Annotated in this window: 14 protein-coding genes and 1 pseudogene; 5 read left to right on the top strand and 10 right to left on the bottom strand. The window is 51.2% G+C overall.

Translation table 11 applies throughout. From position 1 onward, the window contains the following. Nucleotides 1–34: 34 nt before the first annotated feature. The 6 genes from CVU71_01880 to CVU71_01855 form a co-directional block, all read right to left on the bottom strand. Nucleotides 35–709 carry a chemotaxis protein CheW gene (locus CVU71_01880; protein PKN20563.1) on the bottom strand — a complete coding sequence of 225 codons (675 nt, stop codon included), beginning with the start codon at nt 707–709 and terminating at the stop codon, nt 35–37. Continuing rightward, nucleotides 702–2,066: a hypothetical protein gene (locus CVU71_01875; protein PKN20562.1), complete on the bottom strand. Its 1,365-nt coding sequence runs from the start codon at nt 2,064–2,066 to the stop codon at nt 702–704. Before CVU71_01875 ends, CVU71_01880 begins: the two co-directional genes overlap by 8 nt. Continuing rightward, nucleotides 2,063–2,527, bottom strand: a complete 465-nt coding sequence (locus CVU71_01870; GenBank protein ID PKN20561.1) for a chemotaxis protein CheW — start codon at nt 2,525–2,527, stop codon at nt 2,063–2,065. The genes CVU71_01875 and CVU71_01870 overlap by 4 nt, the downstream gene beginning before the upstream one ends. 13 nt (nt 2,528–2,540) lie before the next feature. Further along, nucleotides 2,541–4,814: a hypothetical protein gene (locus CVU71_01865; protein PKN20560.1), complete on the bottom strand. Its 2,274-nt coding sequence runs from the start codon at nt 4,812–4,814 to the stop codon at nt 2,541–2,543. Between the two features lie 162 nt (nt 4,815–4,976). Beyond that, a complete protein-coding gene (locus CVU71_01860; protein PKN20559.1) occupies nt 4,977–6,317 on the bottom strand; it encodes a xanthine permease in 1,341 nt (446 codons plus the stop codon). Between the two features lie 12 nt (nt 6,318–6,329). Beyond that, the gene (locus CVU71_01855) at nt 6,330–7,262 is read right to left on the bottom strand and encodes a calcium:proton antiporter (protein ID PKN21036.1); all 933 of its coding nucleotides are present in this window, start codon (nt 7,260–7,262) and stop codon (nt 6,330–6,332) included. Between the two features lie 333 nt (nt 7,263–7,595). On the opposite strand from CVU71_01855, the gene CVU71_01850 reads away from it, so the two are divergent. After that, a complete protein-coding gene (locus CVU71_01850; protein ID PKN20558.1) occupies nt 7,596–9,923 on the top strand; it encodes an acetate/propionate family kinase in 2,328 nt (775 codons plus the stop codon). Nucleotides 9,924–9,973: 50 nt separating this feature from the next. Beyond that, nucleotides 9,974–10,300, top strand: a complete 327-nt coding sequence (locus CVU71_01845) for a hypothetical protein (GenBank protein ID PKN20557.1) — start codon at nt 9,974–9,976, stop codon at nt 10,298–10,300. A gap of 531 nt (nt 10,301–10,831) precedes the next feature. On the opposite strand, the pseudogene CVU71_01840 reads toward CVU71_01845, so the two are convergent. From CVU71_01840 to CVU71_01825, 4 genes and pseudogenes are all read right to left on the bottom strand, one after another. Continuing rightward, nucleotides 10,832–11,554 (bottom strand): annotated as a pseudogene (locus CVU71_01840) (ABC transporter ATP-binding protein). 43 nt (nt 11,555–11,597) lie between these two features. After that, entirely contained in the window at nt 11,598–12,515 is a 918-nt protein-coding gene (locus tag CVU71_01835; protein ID PKN20556.1) for a hypothetical protein, read from the bottom strand. Beyond that, complete coding sequence (locus CVU71_01830) at nt 12,512–14,119, bottom strand: hypothetical protein (GenBank protein ID PKN20555.1); 1,608 nt, start codon at nt 14,117–14,119, stop codon at nt 12,512–12,514. Before CVU71_01830 ends, CVU71_01835 begins: the two co-directional genes overlap by 4 nt. A 345-nt stretch (nt 14,120–14,464) precedes the next feature. Further along, nucleotides 14,465–19,228, bottom strand: a complete 4,764-nt coding sequence (locus tag CVU71_01825; protein PKN20554.1) for a hypothetical protein — start codon at nt 19,226–19,228, stop codon at nt 14,465–14,467. 289 nt (nt 19,229–19,517) lie between these two features. On the opposite strand from CVU71_01825, the gene CVU71_01820 reads away from it, so the two are divergent. The 3 genes from CVU71_01820 to CVU71_01810 all read left to right on the top strand — a co-directional run bounded on the left by CVU71_01820 (nt 19,518) and on the right by CVU71_01810 (nt 22,847). After that, nucleotides 19,518–20,942: a B12-binding domain-containing radical SAM protein gene (locus tag CVU71_01820; GenBank protein PKN20553.1), complete on the top strand. Its 1,425-nt coding sequence runs from the start codon at nt 19,518–19,520 to the stop codon at nt 20,940–20,942. A gap of 75 nt (nt 20,943–21,017) precedes the next feature. Beyond that, nucleotides 21,018–22,121, top strand: coding sequence for an inositol-3-phosphate synthase (locus CVU71_01815; protein PKN20552.1), 1,104 nt, complete (start codon nt 21,018–21,020; stop codon nt 22,119–22,121). A 24-nt stretch (nt 22,122–22,145) separates the two neighbouring features. Further along, the gene (locus CVU71_01810; protein PKN20551.1) at nt 22,146–22,847 is read left to right on the top strand and encodes a CDP-alcohol phosphatidyltransferase family protein; all 702 of its coding nucleotides are present in this window, start codon (nt 22,146–22,148) and stop codon (nt 22,845–22,847) included. The last annotated feature ends 49 nt before the right edge of the window (nt 22,848–22,896 follow it).

Here is a 22,896-nt window from a genome sequence, read left to right as displayed (position 1 = left end):
AGAGGATCGATGGGTGTATTGGCAGATGCGGCGGTCATTGATTAAGATTCCTCGTCATAGCCGGGAAAAGCCGTTCTTCGTCCAGAAGCCCCACATGACGGCCATCGAGCAGAAAAATACCGCGCGTCAGGGATCTTGCCGAACGGGATAACGTGGCCGGAACTTCACCGAGATCTTCCGGGGCAACCCGGTGAACCCCCAGAATCTGTTCCACCGGAAACACAAAACGCTGCCCTTCCCTTCCGATGACCAGCATTCGCTCATGAACCACGGGCGGCGCATCGCTTTCAACATCCGTCGTCAGTTCCAGAAGATCCGCAATGGAAACGCACAGCAAAAGTTCTCCGTTAATGTTGGCAATGCCCCGAAAAACGCGGTTGACCTTCAGCGGCAAAGTATGGATCGGGGACGGCTCCGCCGCTTCCTGAAAAAAAATGGTTTTGATGGCAAATCGTTCTTCCGCCAGGCGAAAGACCATGACGGACAGGGTTCCCATCCTGGCCATCTCTTTGGGCATGGCCATGACTTTTGCCCGTTCCTCCAGGTATTTTGCCGGCAATTCCCGATCGAGATGCCGTCTTCCCGCCGTGGCATAGACCGGACAACGGCGGCAATGGATCAGAAGCGCCAGTTCCCGGCACGATCCGTCTCCGAAGATTCCCTTCTCTTTCCAGCAATATTTATTCACGCTTTCCATATGTCTATCCATTGGTCGTCCTTCGCCTGATGTTCTCCGTCATGGAAGGCGCTTGGGACGTTTCCATCTTCTTTGCTTCAGTCCCTGCTTTTCTTTCGGCTCGTTCGCGGTAAAGAGCTTCTTTTTGTTTATCCCCCTTTTCCCTGTAAATAAGGCTGATATGGATAAGGCTCTCGTAATGGCCGGGATCGAGATAGATGGATTTGAGAAAGAAATCCAACGCGGAGTTCATATCCTGCCTGGCCATCCGGATCACTCCCATGAGGCAATACGCCTCCGCGGACGGCCCGGTCTTCCGGATATGTTCCTGACAAAGACTGACGGCGCCATCCATGTCACCCCGATCGGCAAGCCTCCTGGCCTCCAAAATCCGCTCATCCGGGGATGGTTCCTCATTTTCCCTGGCAGGCCTGACCGGCTGCTTCCTGTCTGTAAGCCCTGTCGAAGAATCCTCGCCGTTTGCTTCATTTTGCGGTTTGCTGCCTGCTGCCGGGCCGGGCTTGACTGCGATCTTTGCGTCCTGATGCCTGGTGTTCGGAGCTGTTGTTGCGGCAGCCTTTTTCTGCAACGGCTGCAAGGCCGGTTTGGTCAAAGCAAAAGCCCGATCCCACTTGCGAGGCAGATAGCCCTGCTGATGCCAGAAAATCGTTTCCGTATGGCCGGTAAAGAGCAACCCTCCCGGCAGCAAAAGACTGTCCAGCCGCTCGAAGACTTTGCGGCGGGCCTCGGGAGTCAGGTAAATCAGCAGGTTTCTGCAGAAGATGATCTCATAAGGGCCTCGTCCGTCAAGGCAGCCGGGCATGACCAGATTGTCATGATGAAAGGCGACCTTTTCAATCACCTGATCCGCAACCTTCCGGCCGTGGGGCGTTTCCTGAAAATACCGGGCGACATCCTCTCCCATATGTCCCCGGAAGGCGCCGGTTCCATAACAGGCCTGCCGCGCCTTGTTCAGCGCTTCTATGCTGACATCCACCCCATCGACGTTAAAGTCTTCAGGCGGAACACCCGCGGCAAGCAGGGTCATGGCGATGGAATAAGGCTCCTCGCCGGTTGCGCAGGGAGCGGACAGTATGCTCAAAGGCGCCCCGGGGCGAATATTGTGCAATTCCCGGCTATGGCGGGCCAAATAAGTGAAAGGGCCCCGGTCACGGAAGAACCAGGTTTCCCCGACAACGACGGCATCCGTGAGCCTTTGCCGTACGGCTTCGGACGAAACGAACAACCGTGCATATTCTTTTTGATCGGAGATGCCTTCATTGTGCATGGCTGCGGCAATGGCCCGGCTGACAGCCCCTTTGCCGATAGCATCCTCCGCCATACCCAGGGTTACGGTGAGGAATCGTGAAATGGCGGGAAGCGTATTCATCCGTTACTGACCTCCGGCGGAAAAAGGGTGAAGAGCAGATCACGGGTTAACAGCCGCTCCATGTCCAGAACCTGGATGGACCCCTGCTCATCGTAGATCATGTCTCCCAGATAAGCTGAGCCGCTCACCGATACAACCGGCTGCTGGAGGTCTTCTTTCCTGCAGTGAATCATTTCCGTTACCGCTTCGGCCAGCAGCCCCAGGACGTGCGAACGGCCGTCTTCGCCCTGATAGGTCACCAGAATAATGCGCGTGCTCATCCGGTGGCGCGAAGGAATACCCGTCAGCAGGGCTGTCAAATCCACAACTGGCGTGAGGGTTCCCCGGTAGTTGAACGTTCCCGCCACTTCCGGAGGCGCGTGAGGAATGGCCCTGAGCGATACAAGAGAAGATACTTCGATGATCTGTTCAATATCGAGACCGTAGCGATCGGTGCCGGCTTGAAACTGAAGTAGTAACATGATGGTTTTCCGATCAGGAACTGATTTTGAACCGGGAGACCTCTGACTGAAGCCCGCCTATGGCCTCGTTGAGCTGCTCCGTCGCCAGTTTAAATTCATGCAGCGATTCCTTGGTCTGCCCTGCCGCCAGGGACAACTGACTCATGGCTTCGCTGATCTGCTGTGCTCCCTGAGACTGGCCGTACATGCCGTCCTTTACGGCGGTAAACTGGGGGCCGTGGATACGCACCTGATCGATGATCCTGGCGAGTTGTCCGCTCTGGGTAGACACGGTTTCCACCCCGCGCCGGACTTCGTCGGTAAACTTGTCCATCTCCATCACACCGGTTGAAACAGAGGTCTGCATCTCAGCCACCACCTGTTGAATGTCCTGGGTGGCGATGGCCGTTTGATCGGCCAGACGGCTGATCTCACGGGCAACGACAGAGAAGCCCCGCCCGAATTCACCGGCTTTTTCCGCCTCGATGGCGGCATTCAAAGACAGCAGATTGGTTTGATCGGAAATTTTATTGATCGTGGTGACCACATGGGAGATTTTATTGGCCCGGTCGTTGATAACGGCCAGCTTGGAAGAGATCGATGTCGTGGCCTTGACCAGTTCGCGCATGGCCATTTCCATATGCGTCAGGTCATTGCGGCCTGATTCAGCCATACCGATGGTTTCATTGAGAGAGACGTTGACGCCGTCCATGGTTTGGGCAAGATCGTCTGCCGTCGCGGAAATCTCGCGGCTGGTGGCCGTTACCTCGGTCGTGGATGCCGCCTGCTGGGCCACGGTTGCCTCCAGCTCACGGGCTGAGGCGGCAATCTCGGTCGCGGACGTGGTTACCTGAATGCCGGACCGATGAACCTGGCCGATCAGGGAATCGAGATTGCCCGTCATGGTCTGGAAAGCCCGCAGGAGTTCTCCCGTTTCATCTCCCGACTGGATAATCCGCACCGACTCCGCTCCCGCCAATTCTTCACGGGTTTGTTGAATGTCTCCTGTGGCAATTTTCCGGGCCAGGCTGGTGGTCAGTTCCAGGGGATGGGTCAGGCGGCGTGCCAGAAACACCGCGAGAAACACGGACAGCAGAATGATCAGTGCGCCCGCCAGCAGCACTTTCAGGAACAGGGATTTGATCATTTCATTGACATGGCCGACGGGCCTGAAGAAGTCATCTTCATAGGTTCCTGCTACGATGACCCAGTCGAAGGGTTCAAAATAAATCACGGAGGAAACCTTTTTCCGGGGCTGCGGGTCGCCGGGATTCTGCCAGATGTATTCATGATAGAAGGACTCGCCCTTTGGCTGTTTCAGGGCAGTGGTTATGAGGGTCCTGATAATGGCGTTGCCATGGATATCCTTTTGATCCCAGATATTTTCACCGTCACGGGCGCCGTCTTTGGAGATGATGTAGCGGCCTCTGTGCTCCCCTTTGCCGCCAACAACGCCGACATAGCCCAGTTTTCCCACCTTCATGCCCTGGATAGCCTTCCTGAGCGATCCGACGGCTTCCAGTTTCTCTCCCACATAGAGCATGCCGATAATTTTTCCGGCCTTGTCTTTGACCGGTTCATAGGCGGTCAGGTACCAGGTGTTAACCACATAGGCAAGCCCCCGGTAAGGCTGGCCCTTCATAACGGTCTCGATAACCGGGTTAGCCGTTCCATCCGGCAGGGCAGCCGGAATATAGGTCCCGATGGCCCGCCGGTTTTCCAAGTCCTGCACGTTGGTTGCCACCCGCAGCATGTCGCCGTTTTCGTTCATGCGCTGAAAAATGGTGCAGGTGATGCCGACCAGGTGTTTCACTTCATCGACAATGGGCGTCGGTGTTGCGGGATTTCTGTTCTGACCAAGCCAGGCGCCGCCCGTCATCAGTTTAGGCAGCTCGACTTTCCGGGTCTGTTTGGTGATTTGATTGACGGCATCCCAGCTGACCGTTTCCCTGCCCGTCTCGATGCCCTTATGCTGCTTCAGAACATCTCTTGCCACATTCAAACCGTTGTTGATTTTTTTCTGGATGAGATCATTGGATGTTTCACAAAGCCCGTAGACATCCTTGGCAATCTGGGCCATGTTCGTCATGGCGACATCGCTCAACTCTTTCGATGCCAGCTTGGAGACGGAGGATTGGAACGATCCCATAAAAATCATCATGACCACAACGGGTAAAACCGCAGCCAGTACGGCAAGGCCGATGATCTTTCGTTTGAGGGTGAGTGTCGGTTTCATCATGGCAACCTGTCCTTTTTGTTGGCAAACTATAGGGAACGCAATCATGTCTGTCAAGGATATTTTGGTCATGCATCAATCAAGAATTGAAAGCGAACTCCGTTTATCTCGGGACGCCCGGACGAAGCGTTCATGGCCGGGCATTGCGGCCATCCGTGACGGAGAATCGATGCAGTATTATTTTTTTTCCGCTCAAAACCTCCGGGGGGGCCGGAAGCCGGTGAAAAAATGGTTCTAATCTCTCTTTCTTATTTTTTTATAAATGATGTCCAGATTAAATAATTGATTCAATATCACGGCAAGAATTGTTGCCGTCGGCAACGGGTCGGTAAAAAACGTCTGGATAATTTTCGGCGCCCGGGCATACAGCGAAGGCAGAAAAGCGGTGCTTAAACCGAAAAACAACGCAATCCCGACCACAAATGTTTTTCGCTGGTCCCAGTTTTCATTCAGCATCTGTATTAACCCCGCGCAAATCATAAAACATCCGCTGAAAATGAGCGAAGCGCCAAGAACAGGTTTGGGAATATGAGAGAGGGCATTGGTCAGCATCGGGAAAAACGCCAGTACAATAAAAATAATTCCGGCCGCCACGCTGATCCATCGGCTGAGCACTTTTGTGGCGCCGGCCAGGCCGATATTGCTCGAAGAGGTGTCCACGGCCATCGAACCTAAAAATCCCGACAGAGTGGTCGCCAGGCCGTCGGCAATAATGCCGTTGCGTATGGGAATGAAGTTTATCTTTTCCAGCGCAGGCTCCGACATTTTCTGCGCAGCCAAAAGATTGCCGAAGGTTTTCAAGGTGCTGCCGATGGCAATAACAATTAAAGGAATCAGCAGATCGAAACGGAATGCAATCGGGTTTTGCAGCGTATGAAACTGAGGCAGCGCAAAAAGCGGACTGTTTTTGATTGAGACAAGGTTTTGCCAGTACTCGGGAGTCAGGATCAGCGCCAGCATCCAACCCAGGAATATCCCGATAATCAGGCAATAAACCTTCACAAATCCCTTCCCCCAGATATTGCAGCAGACCATAATCAATAGTGAAACTGTTCCGATAAAAATATCGATATTCCGTACGGCATCGCCTTGAAAAGTAAGACCGAAAAACGATGTTATCGAAATTTGAATAACGCTGATTCCCACCAGCGCGACAACCAGTCCGACAATATATATCGGGAATACGTTTTTAAGCTTGTGAATGACCGGCGCAAGCAGCATCTCAATCAAACCGGCAACAATCGTAATGCCGCGCATCAGAGGCAGGCCGCCAATCCACGCCGCCGAAAGCGACAGACTCAAATAAGAAGGACCGCAAAGATTCGGGCATAAATAACCGGACCCGAGATAAGGCAGGCGCAGTGCCTGGAGAATTGAGCCGATACCCGACGCCAGCATGGAAAAGGTTACCAGAGAAGCCGTAAATTCAGGTGTTTCGTTAAGCTGACCGGCAAAAATAATAGGGAGGCCGATCGCGACAACCATGATCAGCACATGCTGAAACGCCGACAACAATAAATGTCCTAATGGCGGCACTTCATTTACAGAATATTCGTATTGTTCGTTCTCTGCCATTTACCGCCTCAATTATCCCGGTGGCTGGGGAAGGTCTGTTATCGCGCCGACGTAGATTTCCTGGCCGGCGACAGATGTTTTGCGCAGGTACAAACTCTTCTTGACCAGGGTCCGCTGATACCGGTTCTTCGTCAGAAATATTTCCCAGACTGAATTCTTATCCATCAGCTCTTTCAGCGCCTTCTCGAATGGTTTGTGGCCCATTTCATCGACGCAATCCAGCAGTTTGAATTCCGCAAGGCTGTCGTTCATCACGGGCGATACAAGCAGCTTGCCCGCCCTGGTAAATACAAATACTTTCACATCCCGGAAAATATATTCAGAAACGGGGTCTTCGATCAAGGGCAGCGCAGAATCACCTTTTTCCTTGAGCAGTTGAGCGGCATCATCGACGATAATTCTGATGAATTCTTTTTCTTCATGTGGATAATTCAAACCGCCGCCGACGAATAATGTTTTGCCTTCGGGGGTTGTAACCCGGAAATGACATGAGGATTTAGGAACAGGATAGAATTTTCCCGGCTCCCACCAGGAATAATGCACCCAGCCATGGGGATTATTCTTATCAGCCAGGGCCGCTATCACCATCTGAATGGGTTTTTTACCGTTTTTGTCCGTCAGATTCCAAAGATTTTTACCCTCGAGATGCGGCATGCCTGCGTGGTAGAGATTCACGCCGTTCATTTCGTAAATGTAAAGGTAGTAGTCCGGCGTGTAATGAAGCTTCCGGTTGCTGCGGAAATATTCCAGACTTTTCAAACCGTCTTTTTTGAGGATCAGCGAAGCATTGTAAACAAATTTGACAAGATCTTTTGTATCCCGGTACTGATAGGCGCTGAGATCTAAATTTTCATACCGGCTTTCACAGCCCGATATGCACAGAAACATCAGCGCCAGGAATGGTGAGAAGGCAATAAGCCGGCTTGTTCGTATAAATTTACTCATATCCCTCAAAGAAAATTTATCTGCGCATTTAAAATACGCCATTGTTTCGTTATTTGTAACATATGTTATGCCAGAGTTCAGCTTTTTTTATTTTTCAGCTTTATTGGGCATGCTTTATTTTGTATTGCATTGTTTTCCAGATGTTGTAATACTAATGGCACTTACTGAAAACGAATGAAACGAAGTCCGCATCATGAGTTTCATTTATTATCATGCGCCGGCTCGGGTATGGCACGTGCTCCCGGTTTGCCGGCAAATCATAAAACAATATCTGCTGAAGCAGGATACTTTTCTTCCCGACAATGAAACCTTTTTATTTCCAAGGAGGCAAAAATGGAACTTCCCTTGTTTCTGAAAAAAATCGAGATTCTTGCCGATTTGCCCGACGATGACATTGCCCTCCTTGCCGGAAACGCGCAGGTCATCGATTTTCCGGACGGCAGCCTGATTATCAAACGGGGAGAACCCGGCCGTTTCCTGTGGGTGGTCTATGACGGTGAAGTGGAAGTATTGCTCACGGAGGACGACGGCAGTCAGCGCACGGTTGCCTCTCTGGAACGGGAGCAAGTCTTCGGTGAAATGTCCCTGTTAACCGGAGAACCGGCGGTGCTGGACGTCGTTGCCTTTCGGGCCGCCAGAATTATCCGGATTCCACGCGAAATATTTTCCGGAATGATTGCCAGGAATCCCCAAACGCTCGTCAAATTCACGCGACTCGTGACCAAAAGGCTCTTGCGGAATGAACAGGATGACGCCCGGGAACGGCTGAAAAATATTCACAAGGAAAATGAAGATCCTTACGATCTGAATTTTTCTTCCGTCTATGAGCCCATGAAGATCCTGACCGTGAACTGCGGCAGTTCATCCCTGAAGTATACGTTATTTGATACGACGAAAACATCCCCGGTGATTGAAGGGCTCATTGAAAAAATCGGTTCCGGCGACGCCTCCCATGTGATCAGGACACCGGATGCTGAAAAAAAGTTTCCGGTGAAGGAGGTCGCAGCCGTTGAAAATGCCTTTACCCTGATGGTTTCCACAATCACCGACATGGCTTATACGGGCATGGGCGATTTAAGCGAAATCAAAGCGGTCGGCCACCGTGTCGTTCATGGCGGTGTGCGGTTTCCCAATTCCATCATGGTCAACCCTGAGGTCTCCGCGGCGATTAAAGATCTGATTCCCCTGGCGCCGCTGCACAATCCCTATAATCTGGAAGGAATCGAGCTGATGCAGAAGCTCATTCCCGATGCTCCGCAGGTTGCTGTTTTCGACACGTCCTTTCACGTGGGCATGCCGGAAGATGCTTATACCTACGCGCTGCCTTACACGGTCTGCGATGAAGAACAAATTCGCCGCTACGGCTTTCACGGCACCAATCACAAGTTTGTCGCCTTGAGCGCGGCAACGTTTCTGAAACGCCCGCTGGGTGAATTAAAAATTATTTCCTGCCATCTGGGAAGCGGCGCTTCGGTTTGCGCGATTGATCATGGCCGCAGCGTGGATACCAGCATGGGCATGACGCCGCTGGAAGGCCTGATTATGGGAACACGCGCCGGAGATGTTGATCCCGGGGTCATCCTTCATCTGCTGCGGCATCGGGAGATGACTGCCGATGAGATTGACCGGATGCTCAACTGCCAAAGCGGTTTATTGGGAATTTCCGGCAAGAGCAACGACATGCGGACCCTTTTAAAAGAGGCGGAAGCGGGAGATGTCAGGTGTGAAAAGGCGGTCAGTGCTTTCTGCTACCGGATCAGAAAATATATCGGAGCCTACTTTGCGGCCATGGGCGGGCTCGATGCCCTCATCTTCACCGGCGGCATCGGGGAAAATTCCATCGACATACGCGCCCGCATCTGTCATGGCATGCAAGCGCTCGGCATTATTGTGTTCGATGACATTAACACCAAAATGAAAGCCCGGCGCGGCCGGATCACCGATATTTCCGAACCCGCCTCTAAAATCAGAATTCTTGTCGTTCCGGCGGATGAAGAAAAAATGATTGCCCGGGAGACAGTCCACGCACTGGGCCGTACACGGTCTATAGAAGATATTAAGCAGCTCAGATCACGGCCGATCGTCATATCCACATCGGCGCATCATGTTCATCTGACCCAGGAGCATTTTGAAATGCTTTTCGGCGCTGGGAAGACCATGACCCCCCGTTCCGAACTGAGCCAGCCGGATCAGTTTGCAGCCGTTGAAACGGTTAACCTGATCGGCCCGAAAGGCAGAATTGAACGCGTCCGGATTCTCGGTCCCGCGCGCAAAGAATCCCAGGTGGAGATCTCGCGCACCGAACAGTTCAAGCTGGGCATCGATCCTCCCGTCAGAGACTCCGGTGATCTTGAGGGAACTCCGGGAATAACCATTGAAGGAGATGCGGGCACGGTAAAACTGGACAAAGGCGTTATCTGCGCCAAGCGCCACATCCACATATCGCCTGAAGAAGCGTTGAACCTCGGATTGCGGGATAAAGACGTGGTCATGGTTAAAGTCAAGGGTGTGAGGGAACTGATTTTTGGCGACGTGCTGGTGCGCGTCAATCCCAAATATCGGCTGGATATGCATCTGGATACGGATGAAGCCAATGCCGCCCAGATTTCCACCGGAACCTTCGGGTATATAGAAGCCATTCAGCACCGGAACTATACGTAATGAAAAGTATACCTTGCTAAACTGTATTTTATTTCCTATATTTCGCAACCATGGGAATAAAGAAACAAAAAAATGCTAAAAATATCTGGATCGCCGCTGCGGGAGCTTTTTGTATTTTAGCACTGATGCCTGTTTGTTATTTTTTCCAGCATGAATCCGTGGTTGTCGGCAACTATACCGTTGTCTATTACAAGAACCAGTGCGATATCGACCCTGAGGACTTACCTGCGGACTTTAATTCATTGACGGCCCTGCCCTGTCTGATCCGGATCAACTGGCGGGAAAGAATTGCTTCCGACCTGGAGCAGGAATATAGCTATCTTCCGGGCAGGGGTACTGAAAAAACGCGCCTGATTCACAAAAGCAGCAAAGAATGATCGCCGTCGACTGACTGGCCCTGTCTGGTTTCTTTGTAATTAAAATTGTGCAGGATAATATATCGGAAGTTGTTTTTCTTAGAAATATGAACGGCGAATAATTTTTTCGAAAACCTACTATCTGGCGAAATATACCCGGCGTAATTGTTCTTCGAAGCTCGCACTCTTTTCTACAACATCCATGAATATGTCTTTGGAAAGCGTCAACAGTTCAACTTCTTCCACTGCTTTGACGGTAGCGGCCCGTGGTTCTTTTCTCAGGAGGGCAAGTTCGCCGAAGAAAGCACCGGCTTCCAGAGTAGCAACAACATCCACCCTTCCCGTGCTTTCTTTCAGCACGTCTAATTTACCCCGCCGTATGATGTAAAACTTATCGCCTTCGTCTCCCTGTTTGATGATGACCGTGCCGGCCGGATGGGCCTCCCGCTGCATCTTGTTGGCCACGTCGGCGAGCAGCGTCGGCGTGAACGTTTCAAACACGGAACATTTTTTCAGGAATTGCACGATGGTCAGCGATTCATTGACGTCTACATCGGATGCGACATAACCGTCCACCATGGTAACGATGCGGTCGGCCACATCCAGGATGCGGTTGTCATGTGTAACAATCATGATGGTGCAGCCTTCATTTTCCGCCAGATCACGCAAAAGGTCGACAACCTGGCGTCCGGTTTCCTTGTCCAGGGCGGCTGTCGGTTCATCGGCCAGAATCAAACCCGGACGGTTGACCAGTGCGCGGCCTATGGCTACCCGTTGCCGTTGTCCGCCGGAAAGACTCTGGGGCTTGTAAAGCATGCGTTCTTTCATCCCGAGCTTTGTCAGGATATCCGAAGTCAGACGGTCCGCTTCTCCCGGCGAGTAATCGATTAATTCTGTCACCAGTTTAACGTTCTGATAACAGGTCAGGGAATCCAGCAGATTATGGGCCTGAAAGATAAAGCCGATATTTCGGCGTATTTTTTCCTGCTCGGCTGCGCCAAGTCCGGCCAGTTCGTTGCCGAATACTTTGAGGCTGCCTTCCTGCAATCCCCTCAGGGCGCCGATCAGCGTCAGCAAAGTTGTCTTTCCGGAACCCGATGGACCGGTCATGATAATAATTTCGCCTGAATATAAACTCAGATTGTTGTCATAAAGAACCTGTTTGCGTCCTTCGCCCTGTCCGAAAGAAAAGTTAACACCCTTAACCTCGACGACCGGCGTCTTGACGGCTGAACCGGCGGATTTAGCGGTTGCTTTATCAGGTTGTGTATTCACATTTTCTCCAGGTTACAAAGCGGCGGTACACCCGTATCCGCATTTACTTCCGGGCAGTACCGGGCAAATCAAAGGAAACATTAACTTCATGATTAATCAATCGGGAAGCCGCATCCGCATTATCCAGCCTGATCATAATCTCGACATTGCGGGATTTTGTTGAAACAATTCTTCCAATCGCGGTAATTTTGCCTGTCAATGAATGGGAAAGCGCCTTGCTGGTGATGGTTGCTTTTGCTCCCACAAAAAGTTTGAAAACGTCTCCCTCGAAGACATCCGCCAATACATCCATCCGGCTCAGATCCGCCATTTTTACGACCGCTTCACCTTCGGCTGAACCGCCTATGTTCTGGCTGATTTCCAGTATGGTTCCGTCAATGGGCGCGCAAACCCTTGACTGCTGCGCCTTGATTCTGCCCGCCTTGACTTTGGCCGATGCCCTGGATGCATTAATCTCCTGATTTAATTTCAGTCGCTCCAGCTCTTTGGTGGATAAATTGAATTTTGCTTCGGCAAGGCTGACCGCATGCTCCTTTTCTTCCTTGGCCTGGGTTGAATACGTGTCACTTCCCCCTTCCAGCATGCGTTTTAAAGATGACCGGGCATGGTCCAGTTGCATCTTGTCAATATTCGCTTCCAGTTTTTTTATTTCGATTGCTTTTTTCCCGGCGGTATTCGCTTCTTTCAAATCCATTTCCGCCGCGGCTATTTCCGCCTCATTCGGATAGGCTTCCCGGGAGATGAGCAGAAGCGTTCCTTTCTTAACGACATCCCCTCTCTTCACCAGCACGGAAGAAATAATATTGCCCGGAGGGATGCTGACAAGAACAACGCCCCCGTGGGGTTTTATTCTGCCCAGAGCGCCGATCTTTTTCTCGGCGGCAAACGTCGCCGTTGCCGCGAGGACGGTAAATATCGAGGCGACTGCCAAACAACATACAAGAAATATTTTATTCTTCATTTTATCATCCTGTCATTATTAACGCCTGCCTGAATAATTAAAGGAAATTCCAGTAATTTTTGTTCATCAAAATTCAATGTTTTATCCTGAACGTCCAGCATGGTTCCGGTAACCAGACGGAATTGCGCCATGGCAACCGAATATTTACGCAGCGCCTCAATGGTCGCTATTCTGGAGCGGAGATAACGGTCTTCAATATCGATCAGCGCCGTGAGCGTCGATGAACCCGCCTTGTATTTCTGATTTTCGAATTCCACGGCTTTCTTATAGGCTTTTTCCGATTCGGAAGCGAGTTGATGTTCATTGATGGCCGAGGAGAGGGATCTATAGGCATTCAATATATCCGAAGCAATCCGGTTGGCTAAATCATTCTGAATGAGTTCCGCTTCCCGAAACAGTGACTTGCGGTAAACCATATTGCCGCGCGCCACATTATTGAAAACGGGCAATTCCAGGGACAGTGATACCAATGAGTTAAGTCCGGTAACATTGCGGCTCATTGAACTTAAATACCGATTGGAGCTGAAAGCTTCATCCTCCCCGGCATATCCCAGCTTTAATCCCAAATCCAGTTTGGGTTTGGTTTCGTTCTCGGCTTTCGCCAGCAATGTTCTGGCGGTTTCGATATCGGTCTGGGCGGCGAGATAATCGCCTCTCCTGCGCATGGCTTCGTCAATGAACCGGTTGATATCAACGTTGTTCAATGCAGACGCGTCGATGACGCCGGGAAACCGGCTTCCGGGATTCGGAGCATCAGGGAGTTCCCGGGGTGTCATGCCCATGGCCAAGGCCAGGGCCTGTCTGCTTCTGTAAAAAGATGTTTCTCCGGTGCTGACGTCCACCTGACCGATCAGCAGGTTGGCTCTGGCCTGATTGAGCGCCGCCGGTTCCAGTAACCCGGCCCGCACAAGTTTCTCAACCAAGTCGAGTAATTTTTTTGATCTTTCCTGCGTATCGGCCGTCAGTTCAAAACTCATTTTTGCCGCCAGAGAGTTCCAGTAACTGATGGCGGTATTGTATATGGCCTGGGCGATATTCTGCCGGGCCAGCAGCCTGGTGGACTTGGCCTGCGATATTGCCGCCAGTTCATCGGCTCCGGTCGCCTGGGTTCCCAGACCTCTCAACAAAGGAACATTGAGTTCGATGCGCATTTCCGAACGGCTGATTGGCCCCTTGACATCGGCATTGGAATCATAATCGACCACCGCAACATTTGGCGCTACTGTAATACCGGAACGGAATTGTTTGGCCAGCCCCAGTGAATATGTTTTGGTGTCTTCCTGTAAATAATCATAATAAGGAGTTTTATTGAGCAGCGAATAGGCCAGCGCATCCTTTTGGTCATAGCTGTCTAACGAAGCTTTTTGACGGTCGTAGGAGACCAGGGACCGCACGGACCAGTCAAACTGCCCTGCGGCTTTCTGCTGCAGCCCTTCGCTTTGCACCACTTTCTCCTGATAGACGGAGACGCCGGGATTAACCTTGAGTGTTTTCAACACGGCATCGGATAAGGATATTTCCGGTATTTTCTGCAAAACGGGTTTGGGGAGTGTTGCATTAGCATCCGGTTGACTCTGAACAACGGACGTGGGCTGGGCGGCCATGATACTTACCGCTGTTAACGGTAAAAACAACAAACTGAAAGCCAGAAAAGAAAAGCGAATAAACTTTATGAACACGTAATTACCCTAATCAACTGTCTCTTCAGGTGTGCGAAAGGCAAACAAGTTATCCATTTTAAATTTTGCAGCGATAACTCCTCATCCGTAACGGATCCCCGGGTACACTGTTATGAGCCTGTTTTTGCCGTATCGTGCATCAATATTCTTTTCCTGGCTCTTGAACTGCAGGTAAGAAGTCAAAGCAGACCGGATGTGAAAAGTATTCAAAAAGGGATGATTTGTCAAACGAAATTTAGGATCCTCTTGAATCTCCGCAGACGTAAATCATCATGGCGCGCAATCGGGCAGGACACCGCCCCAGTGAAACCGCGGCGCTTTGAGCAGGGCAAGACTCAACTGCTCCTCCTGCACTTCCCCGTCCCTTGAAAATATAGAGACAACGGCCGTCCTGTTTGTTGGCCCGGCCTGAGCGGTAATGGAAGGTATCAGCATTTCTCCCATTCCGGAAACCATGCACCCTTCCGGCGATAAATTTAAAATCAGATCAACATTCTCCCGGCAGCGCAGGATGGCCTCACCCACAAAGGGAACCAGCTCTCCGTAAGGCTTCGCTGTCGGAATGACGGCTGAAGCGGCTTGATAAACGTCGCGCATGGGATGCGGCATTGTCACACCGGCGGCATCATACAGCGGGCGCGCCAGCACATTTCTCAGGTTGCTGATCGTATTTCCGGCTTCATGGATAATCATCTGTTGGATTTTCTTCTCCGCGGCAACCGACAGGTCATTTCCATCTCCGGCATTATCCAGATCGGCAATCCTCTCCTGAGCCGTCAGAATTCTCGTATGCAGAACTGCCTCAAAGAAGCTCCAGGTCGGCGTCATAGTCATGGCAAAAGAGCCGAAACCCAGATATTGCAATAATAAGCGCAATATTTCTCCGGATTGGCTGGTCCTCATATAGATTTCTCCATCCAGATGAATGCGCATTAAAGATTGGTCCTGCTTATGGTTTTTGAGGCCGGGCAGAATCCAGGACCCGGCGAATTGCCGGATGATTTTGCGCAGTCCGAAATTGCGCCAGAGACCGTATCCCAAATATTTTGCCGCCGGGGCTAAGGCCGGATATTGCCGGCTGATCAGATTGACCGTTTGTTGCGCTATGCTGTTAGGCCGGGCTTTGAATTCAACCTGATCGCGTATATTTTGCTGAAGCTGCCGATAGTCGGATATCATGGCGTCATAGGTTTTTTCATCCCGGCAGTTTGCCGCAGCCGCAAACAGCATGCTGTGGCAAAGCCCGTGAACGACGACTGCCTGATAGCCGAGAATTCCGACCCACGGTTCCACCACGGATGAATAGTCATTTCTCCCGGCGATACTGCTGGAAAGATTTTCCAGAAGGCGGATGTTCACCAAACCTGATCCCGTGGCATCAGAAACCCGGGAAGAACCGAAAGTCTTGAAAAAGGCCAGTTTAAAAACCTGAATATATTGTCCCAGCCGGCAGGGTCCGTCGCCGCCGTTCATGAACAGGATAATGCGGCTTTTATCCCGGACGAGCGGATCATCTGCTTTCTGCCGCTTCATAAAATCCTCAATGGCCAGGAGCATGTCGGCAAACACGGCCGCCAGCGGGAGACAGACGTCATTGCCGACATACCGGCGTCCCAGACGGCCTTTTTCCTCCATGTCGAAATCTTCTTCGATGTAATTGTCAATGGCCGCAAATCCAAGGCCCCTGGCAAACGCGGTCATCACGCGGTTGTCGCTCAGCGTGGGGAAATAAACAACATCGGTTTTATCGTTTAAGGCATCCAGATTAAATTGATTGAGGATCTCCATCCGCAGGCCCGGCGGATAAGCCCTGCCCTGTTCCCGCTTTTGTTGAATCCGGCGCAGATGCGTGCTGATCCTGTTTTCCAGGTGGGCCAATTCGGCGATTGTTCCATCCGATTGAATCCAAAGCGCAGGCACGGATCTGGCGACTTCCTGCAGCAACGGAGCGGTAACGCTGTCCGGACCGCAGCGGAAAGTCGTCACCAGAGCGTATGTCAACCTGTGTCCGGAAGCGGCATTTTCCAGACGATGGACGGCCTCCCGCAGGCGGGGATGAGTAATTTTTGAAGAAAGCGTCCCATCGGCAATAGCTTTGACTTTGCTTAAAACGTCGTGGGTGTTCCTCCAGTAAATATGGGAATATTCCGGATCAAGTATTGCGTCAAGGGCATATGAGGGTATGGGCATGATGCCCTTGTCCCTGAGAAGTTTACTGATGTGCTGGTCATAAATGCCGGGATTGAGCACGTATTCACGGCCGCAGACAACCGTGACGGGAATATCGCCCGAAGCGGCCTGTTCCAGATACCCCGCCGTGAGATCAGCCGTTTTTTCATTCAGTTTCGCCTGAGCGTCAAGGCTTGCCTGCCAGATATCCTGAAAGCGGGACGAAGTGATATGGATGCCATAAACGGCAAATACTTCCTGAAACGACCGGTAAAGCTGACGGGTCATCGCCAGCGGGTCGCCCTCTCCCAGGTTGACCGGTTTAACCATGAAACGCGCATGAGGATGGGCAAGACGGGCAAACTGGATTGCCGCCCAGATTCCGCCCTGATTGGTTGTGCAGGTTCTGCCCAGACTTGCCCCGATAGTGGGCAGAAAATCAATCTGCGGCACAAAAATCAAACGGTGCGGTGTCGCCGCCAGACGAATGAGTTGCCCGGCCGCACCGATGTTGGGTGCACAGGTGTCCAGATCGAAATTTTTTTGTCCCGTCCGAATATCCTCCGCGCAAACCGCATCGGTATGCACGGGAATGCCGGACTGTTCAAAGCATTTTGCCAGCAGATAAGCCTGCTGCGACAGGGCGAAGCACCGCGGAATGACAAGCCTGTCGGCGCTTTTTGTTTGCGGGTGCTGGCGTGTTATCCATTGCCATATTTCCCGGTAGGCATCGGGGACACTATTAACGGAAGATTGGCGGAGGGCTTCCCGGTCATTGACGGATGTGCAACCGCCGATGTTCAGTTTGATCGGCAACTCTTCCTGCCCGGAAGATATGGTTGTGCGGGTACAGCGCATTAAATCGTTGCCGCAGGCCGATCCGGAACACGCAAATAATTGCCGCTTGTATGACCATGCGGTAAGGCTTTCCCAGTTGCAGATTTGCCCGATTATTTCCTGTTGAGCGGGCATCAGGCTTTGCAGGCCAAAGCAGGCACGGTAGCCGGGGTGAGGCGGAATCAATCCATAGATCGGTCCGCGGCAATGAGCTTCCAGCCGGTCGATGGCAGCCAATGCCAGCGGATCGCTTTGCATCGTTTGGCCGTGGAGAAGGACGACGCTATTCGGTAAAATATTGACTTGAGGCCACAGGGTTCTGGCCATGTTTTCTACAATCGCATAACAGCAGGAGGCCAGGATTTCACCGACATCCACACCCCGGGCCTGCATCTTCCGGGCTTCCTCCATCAGGAAAACGGCGCAGGTGGCGTTGATGCGCCTCGCCTTCGAAGCCCGGGATGCCATCCGGTAAGCGGTGGCAACATCAGGAATGTCCAGCAGCTCACGGAGTATATCCATAAGGCTTCCTGTTCCCGCCGAACATTTGCAGTTCATGGCATTTTCCCTCAAAGATTTCCGCCGCAAGTCAATAATGGATATTTTTGTGTCTTCACCGCCGATGTCGACCAGAATACCACTTTTGTCATTGATTTCGTCGTATCCCCGACGTTTCAAACCGGCAATATGTTCTTCCAATATTTGCAGGGAGCCCAGGACGTGGACTTCATTTTCGACCCGCGTGAAAACGCGCTCCCGCAGGTGCGGATATATCGTCTGGAGTATTCTCTGAATCTGGTAGCGGCCGCTTCCGGTAAGCCCCCAGTGCTGCACCGGAAGTCCGTGGCAACCTGCTTGCCGGATTGTTTCCAGAAAACGGCGGACGGTTTGCAGGGCGTCCCCTTTGTTAACAATGCTGTTTAGCCAGAGCGTTTTGCCGTTTACGGCATCTGTAATGATCATCTTTGCCATGCTGGAACCGATGTCCAGAGCAATATTCACCGGTTCAGTCTCTAAAATAGCGGCTGCAGGTATTTTTTCATCTTCGTCCTGACAGTTGACATATCGGTCTGAGCCGGTGAGCTTAATTTTCAGCTCTTGAAAAGAAGGCAGGAAGATCTGCGCCTCTTTTCTTTGCCGCAATCCTGCCGATATGGAGGAGCCATCTTTCCTATCATCCTGCTTCTTCTTTAAAGCCTTCATTCCCAGGAAGATGAGCGACTGCTTTTCATCGTATATAATGTCGTTAACGCCCTGTGCACAGAGAAAGTCGGCCACGCAATTCCGCAGAAATTGCCAGCGGAACATTCCACCGGCCAGATACACACGGCTGATACCCCGCGGCACGCGCGACGCCGCTTTGGCGGCTTCCGATTTCATGGTTACGGCCAGGGCATGCTCGACGGGAAGCCCCTGATTTTTGTCGGATACAGTTGCCGAAACACTGAATACGCCGCAGCGCTCCATCCGGACCGGCAGGGCATTCCGCAGCGCTTGTCCGTCCTCCTCCAGATAGTCCTTGAGTATTGAATCCACATCGTCGGCGGCAATATTCAGTTTCTCCAGAACGCGCCGTAGATTTATTCCCGATCCGGCCCCGCAGGAAGGGTTTTTTTCTATAAAGCGCGGGGTAATGCCTTCTTGCTTATGCGCCGCCGCAATACAAAACCCGGATGCCGAAAAATCAATTATCGCCAAGGACTGCACGGGGCGCAGATGGTCCGGCGGATTCATCAGAAGATTGTGAGACGCTTGCCACAAAACGGTTTCCGGATGCAGACGTTTTCCATATCCGAGGACGTTTTTTGCCTGCGCCGATAATTTCCCCGTTAAATAGATTTCGGGATTGCCGCCGGCCTTTTCTTTTGATTCATTCCGGATATTTTTTCTGATGCCTTCCAGAAAATGCTCCAGATGCCCGCGATGCAGATAGATATGGTCATGATATCTCCGGCCGTTGCCGCCGGTATGCCGAACATGCAATTTTTCCATGCCGGCATCTATAAAATAAGTTGTTTTACCTGTCATAAATAAACCAGAAAAAGGTTGCTGACTTTGAATGAAGCCGGCAGTTAATACACTTAATCAAGGGGATTATCAATCCTTTGCCCGGACCCAAGGTATTTTAAAACTCTATCTTTCTGATTCAACCTTAGCAAAGACATAAACCGGTGTCATGAAAAAAGAATATTACCTTAAATAATCATTTCATAACAATAAGTTGGACGTCATTAACATTATTTATGGTTGTATTTACCGTATTCCCTATGATATTCATTTAACTCTTGAATCAGAAGCTAAGGATGATTTGAATCAAATGAGAATACTGCTCATTGCCATGCCGGACACCGCCGATTACATTGACAACATAACCCGTCAACCGAACCTTGCGCTTGTTTCTCTCGCGGGTAATCTTCCCGGCCACGACGTGCGGGTGCTCGATCTCGTTGTTCACAAACCTCATCTGCGTCAGCCTATTGCCGATATCTTGAAAACCTTCCGTCCACAAATCGTCGGCTTGAGCGCCATGTCTTTTCAGTTTGATACGTTGCTGCGCGTTTCCCGGTATATCCGGTCGTTGGATCAACAGATCGTCATGATTGCCGGCGGTTATCATGCTACATTGATGGCGCGCGATGAAAGTGCCGTGCATTGGACGGATATGCTGGATTTTATCGTCCGTGGTGAAGGCGAAGAGACTTTCGGGGAACTGGTTGCAGCTATTGAAAAAAACGGCCATGCTTACGACGGCATCCCGGGTCTCAGCTACCGCCGCGGCAGCCGATGGATTCATAACGATGAACGACCGCTCCTGGATCTTACCAAGATTAATCTTCCGCTGCGGACGGCGCGTCTGTCGCAAAACTTCTTCTTCGGTACCTGGTCACTGGATGTCGCCGAAACCTCCCGGGGATGCCCCTTTCACTGCAAGTTCTGTTCGATTATGCATATGTATGGTTCGGTATTTCGTCCGTTTCCCATTGAAAGAGTTATTGCCGATCTGCAAAATATCCGTGCCCGGGGCACCAGGGCCGTTTTTTTCTCCGACGACAACATCACTTACGATATTGCCCACTTTCAGGCCATTTGCGATGCCATTATCGGCAATGGCCTGAATGATATGATTTATTTGACCCAGGTGACGGCGGTCGGTCTTGCGGATAATCCTGATCTGGTCGCGAAAATGGAAAAGGCCAACTTTAAGGTTGCCTTTGTCGGATTTGAATCAATGGAGCCTTCGGCTCTCAAAGAGATGAAGAAACCGACCAGTCCTGAAAAGAACCGCCGGGCGGCACAGCTTCTGCGCCGGCATCATATTGCCATTATTGCCGGTTGCGTGGTTGGTTATCCCGATGACGACTGGGAATCGGTCAGCCGGCAATATAGAATGATCAAAGACCTGCAGCCCGATTCCATTTACGCTCAGTTCCTGACGCCTTACCCGCAGACGCGCGTCCGCGAGGAATTGCAGGCTGAATCTTTGATTACCAACAATGATTTCAGCCGCTATGACGGGTTTACCTGTAATATCCGCACACGCCACCTCACGGAACAGGAACTATTCCGGTGCCTGAAATCTCTTACGCTACGAAAAGTTTTCGACCCGAAAATGATCTTTATTAATGCTTTTTGGAAGATGTTTCCCCTGCGGTATATATTGACTAATAGCATGAAATGTGTGCTGGATAATTGTTATAATGTGCTTTCAGCTAAGCAGAAAATCAAACACATGGACCTATAAAAGCATGAATACCTGGTCCAGCTTAAACAGTCCAGCCAAACATAGATGTGAAGAAACGAGAGGTTATTATACGACGTGAAAAAAATCCGTATTGCCATAATCGGCGTGGGAAATTGCGCATCTTCTCTCCTGCAGGGCATTACTTATTATCGAACCCGTAAGGCAAACGAAGCTTGTGGCTTGATGCATTGGATGATCGGAGGATATAAGCCCGGCGATATCGAAGTCGTTGCCGCCTGGGACATCGATGCACGCAAAGTTGGAGAAGATCTGGCCTCCGCCATTTTTGCAAAACCCAACTGTACGCAAATATTTCAACGCGATATTCCGCAAACCGGCGTTTGTGTGCAGATGGGCCGTATAGAAGACAGTCTTTCCAGTCATATGGCGAAATATCCGGAAAAAAGAAGATTTGTTCCGGCGCGGCTTCCCGAGACCACGCATCAGGAGGTTATTGCCGTTCTGAAGAAATGCCGTCCCGACATCTTGCTTAATTATCTTCCGGTCGGTTCGGAAAAGGCCGCCCATTTTTATATGGAATGCGCATTGGATGCCGGTGTGGCGGTGATCAACAACATGCCCGTATTTATAGCCAGCAATAAAATCTGGGCAAAACGTTTCCGCGAACGGAACATTCCCATCATCGGTGATGATGTCAAATCCCAGATTGGCGCCACCATAATCCATCGCTCTCTCACCAATCTTTTTCGTCAACGCGGTGTTAATCTCGATCATACCTATCAACTCAATTTCGGCGGCAACACTGATTTTCTGAATATGAAGAATCCTGAAAGGCTGTCCTCCAAAAAGCAGTCCAAGACCGAGTCTATTCAATCCGTTGCGTCCATAAGACTGTCCAATGATGATATCCATATCAGTCCGACGGATTATGTTCCCTGGCAAAATGACAACAAGGTTGCCTATATCCGGATGGAAGGGCGGATCTTCGGCGATGTGCCGATGAACCTTGAACTGCGGCTGTCCGTGGAGGATTCTCCGAATTCAGGCGGCGTTGTCATTGACGCCATCCGCTGCTGCAAACTGGCTTTGGATCGCCGTATCGGCGGAGTTCTGGTCTCACCGTCGGCATTTTTTATGAAACATCCCCCCAACCAGTACCCTGATGATGAGGCGCTCAAAATGACCGAGGATTTTATCCTGGGACGGCGTAGCCGGTAAATAATCCGTGAGGTGATAAGAGCATTGCGTCTGCCCGAATTTTTTCTCTTTAATCAAAGCACCCGCCGCGTTTATCGGGAAATGATCAATCCTGTTTTGAATTGGCTTGTTCGGATGAAAGTTTCACCCAATGCCGTAACCACTGCAGGCTGTATATTCAGCGCCGCGGCAGGGTTGATTTTCAGCACGGGCAATTTCTTTCTGGGAGGATTAACGGTTGCGCTGGCCGGCACCTGCGATATTCTGGACGGCCAGTTATCCCGGCAGACCGGCACCTCATCGCGCTTCGGCGCTTTTTATGACAGCTGCCTGGATCGTTTCAGTGAAGCTTTTATCTTTATGGGGCTGGCCTGGTATTTTGCCGGAGGCCCGGCCTTGTTCTGGTCTCCAAATGCCGGACATCCGGACGGTTACAGCCCCCTGGCCGTCATGTTCATTATTTTTGCCATCACAGGTTCCTTCCTGACCAGCTATGTGCGGGCGCGTGCGGAAGCGGCGGGCGTTGCCTGCACTGTCGGAAGAATGCAGCGAACGGAACGCTTTGTCCTTTTGCTGGTGGCTTCCGCACTGGGCTCTGTTCCTGTGGCGGGTATTTTGCTGATGAAAATCTCCCTGGCCGTTTTTGCCTTGCTGACCAATATAACAGCGATCCATCGCTTTATTTATGTCGGAAGAATACTCCTGCAGGAAAAATCTCTTGAGGCCGGTCGGGATAACCGGAAATAGAAAGACAAGTCTAATAAGGCTTTGGTAAACCGACACAAAAATAATACCT

The sequence above is a fragment of the Deltaproteobacteria bacterium HGW-Deltaproteobacteria-6 genome, assembly GCA_002840435.1.
GTDB lineage: Bacteria > Desulfobacterota > Syntrophia > Syntrophales > Smithellaceae > UBA8904.
The sequence above is the reverse complement of the archived record's forward strand: the minus strand, read 5'-3'. Positions and strand labels throughout refer to the sequence as shown.

What these genes read in the sequence shown, in the direction of transcription:
- CVU71_01880 (PKN20563.1), bottom strand. Translation starts at nt 709, where the DNA reads ATGGATAGACATATGGAAAGCGTGAATAAATATTGCTGGAAAGAGAAG.
- CVU71_01875 (PKN20562.1), bottom strand. Translation starts at nt 2,066, where the DNA reads ATGAATACGCTTCCCGCCATTTCACGATTCCTCACCGTAACCCTGGGT.
- CVU71_01870 (PKN20561.1), bottom strand. Translation starts at nt 2,527, where the DNA reads ATGTTACTACTTCAGTTTCAAGCCGGCACCGATCGCTACGGTCTCGAT.
- CVU71_01865 (PKN20560.1), bottom strand. Translation starts at nt 4,814, where the DNA reads ATGACCAAAATATCCTTGACAGACATGATTGCGTTCCCTATAGTTTGC.
- CVU71_01860 (PKN20559.1), bottom strand. Translation starts at nt 6,317, where the DNA reads ATGGCAGAGAACGAACAATACGAATATTCTGTAAATGAAGTGCCGCCA.
- CVU71_01855 (PKN21036.1), bottom strand. Translation starts at nt 7,262, where the DNA reads ATGAGTAAATTTATACGAACAAGCCGGCTTATTGCCTTCTCACCATTC.
- CVU71_01850 (PKN20558.1), top strand. Translation starts at nt 7,596, where the DNA reads ATGGAACTTCCCTTGTTTCTGAAAAAAATCGAGATTCTTGCCGATTTG.
- CVU71_01845 (PKN20557.1), top strand. Translation starts at nt 9,974, where the DNA reads ATGGGAATAAAGAAACAAAAAAATGCTAAAAATATCTGGATCGCCGCT.
- CVU71_01835 (PKN20556.1), bottom strand. Translation starts at nt 12,515, where the DNA reads ATGAAGAATAAAATATTTCTTGTATGTTGTTTGGCAGTCGCCTCGATA.
- CVU71_01830 (PKN20555.1), bottom strand. Translation starts at nt 14,119, where the DNA reads ATGGCCGCCCAGCCCACGTCCGTTGTTCAGAGTCAACCGGATGCTAAT.
- CVU71_01825 (PKN20554.1), bottom strand. Translation starts at nt 19,228, where the DNA reads ATGACAGGTAAAACAACTTATTTTATAGATGCCGGCATGGAAAAATTG.
- CVU71_01820 (PKN20553.1), top strand. Translation starts at nt 19,518, where the DNA reads ATGAGAATACTGCTCATTGCCATGCCGGACACCGCCGATTACATTGAC.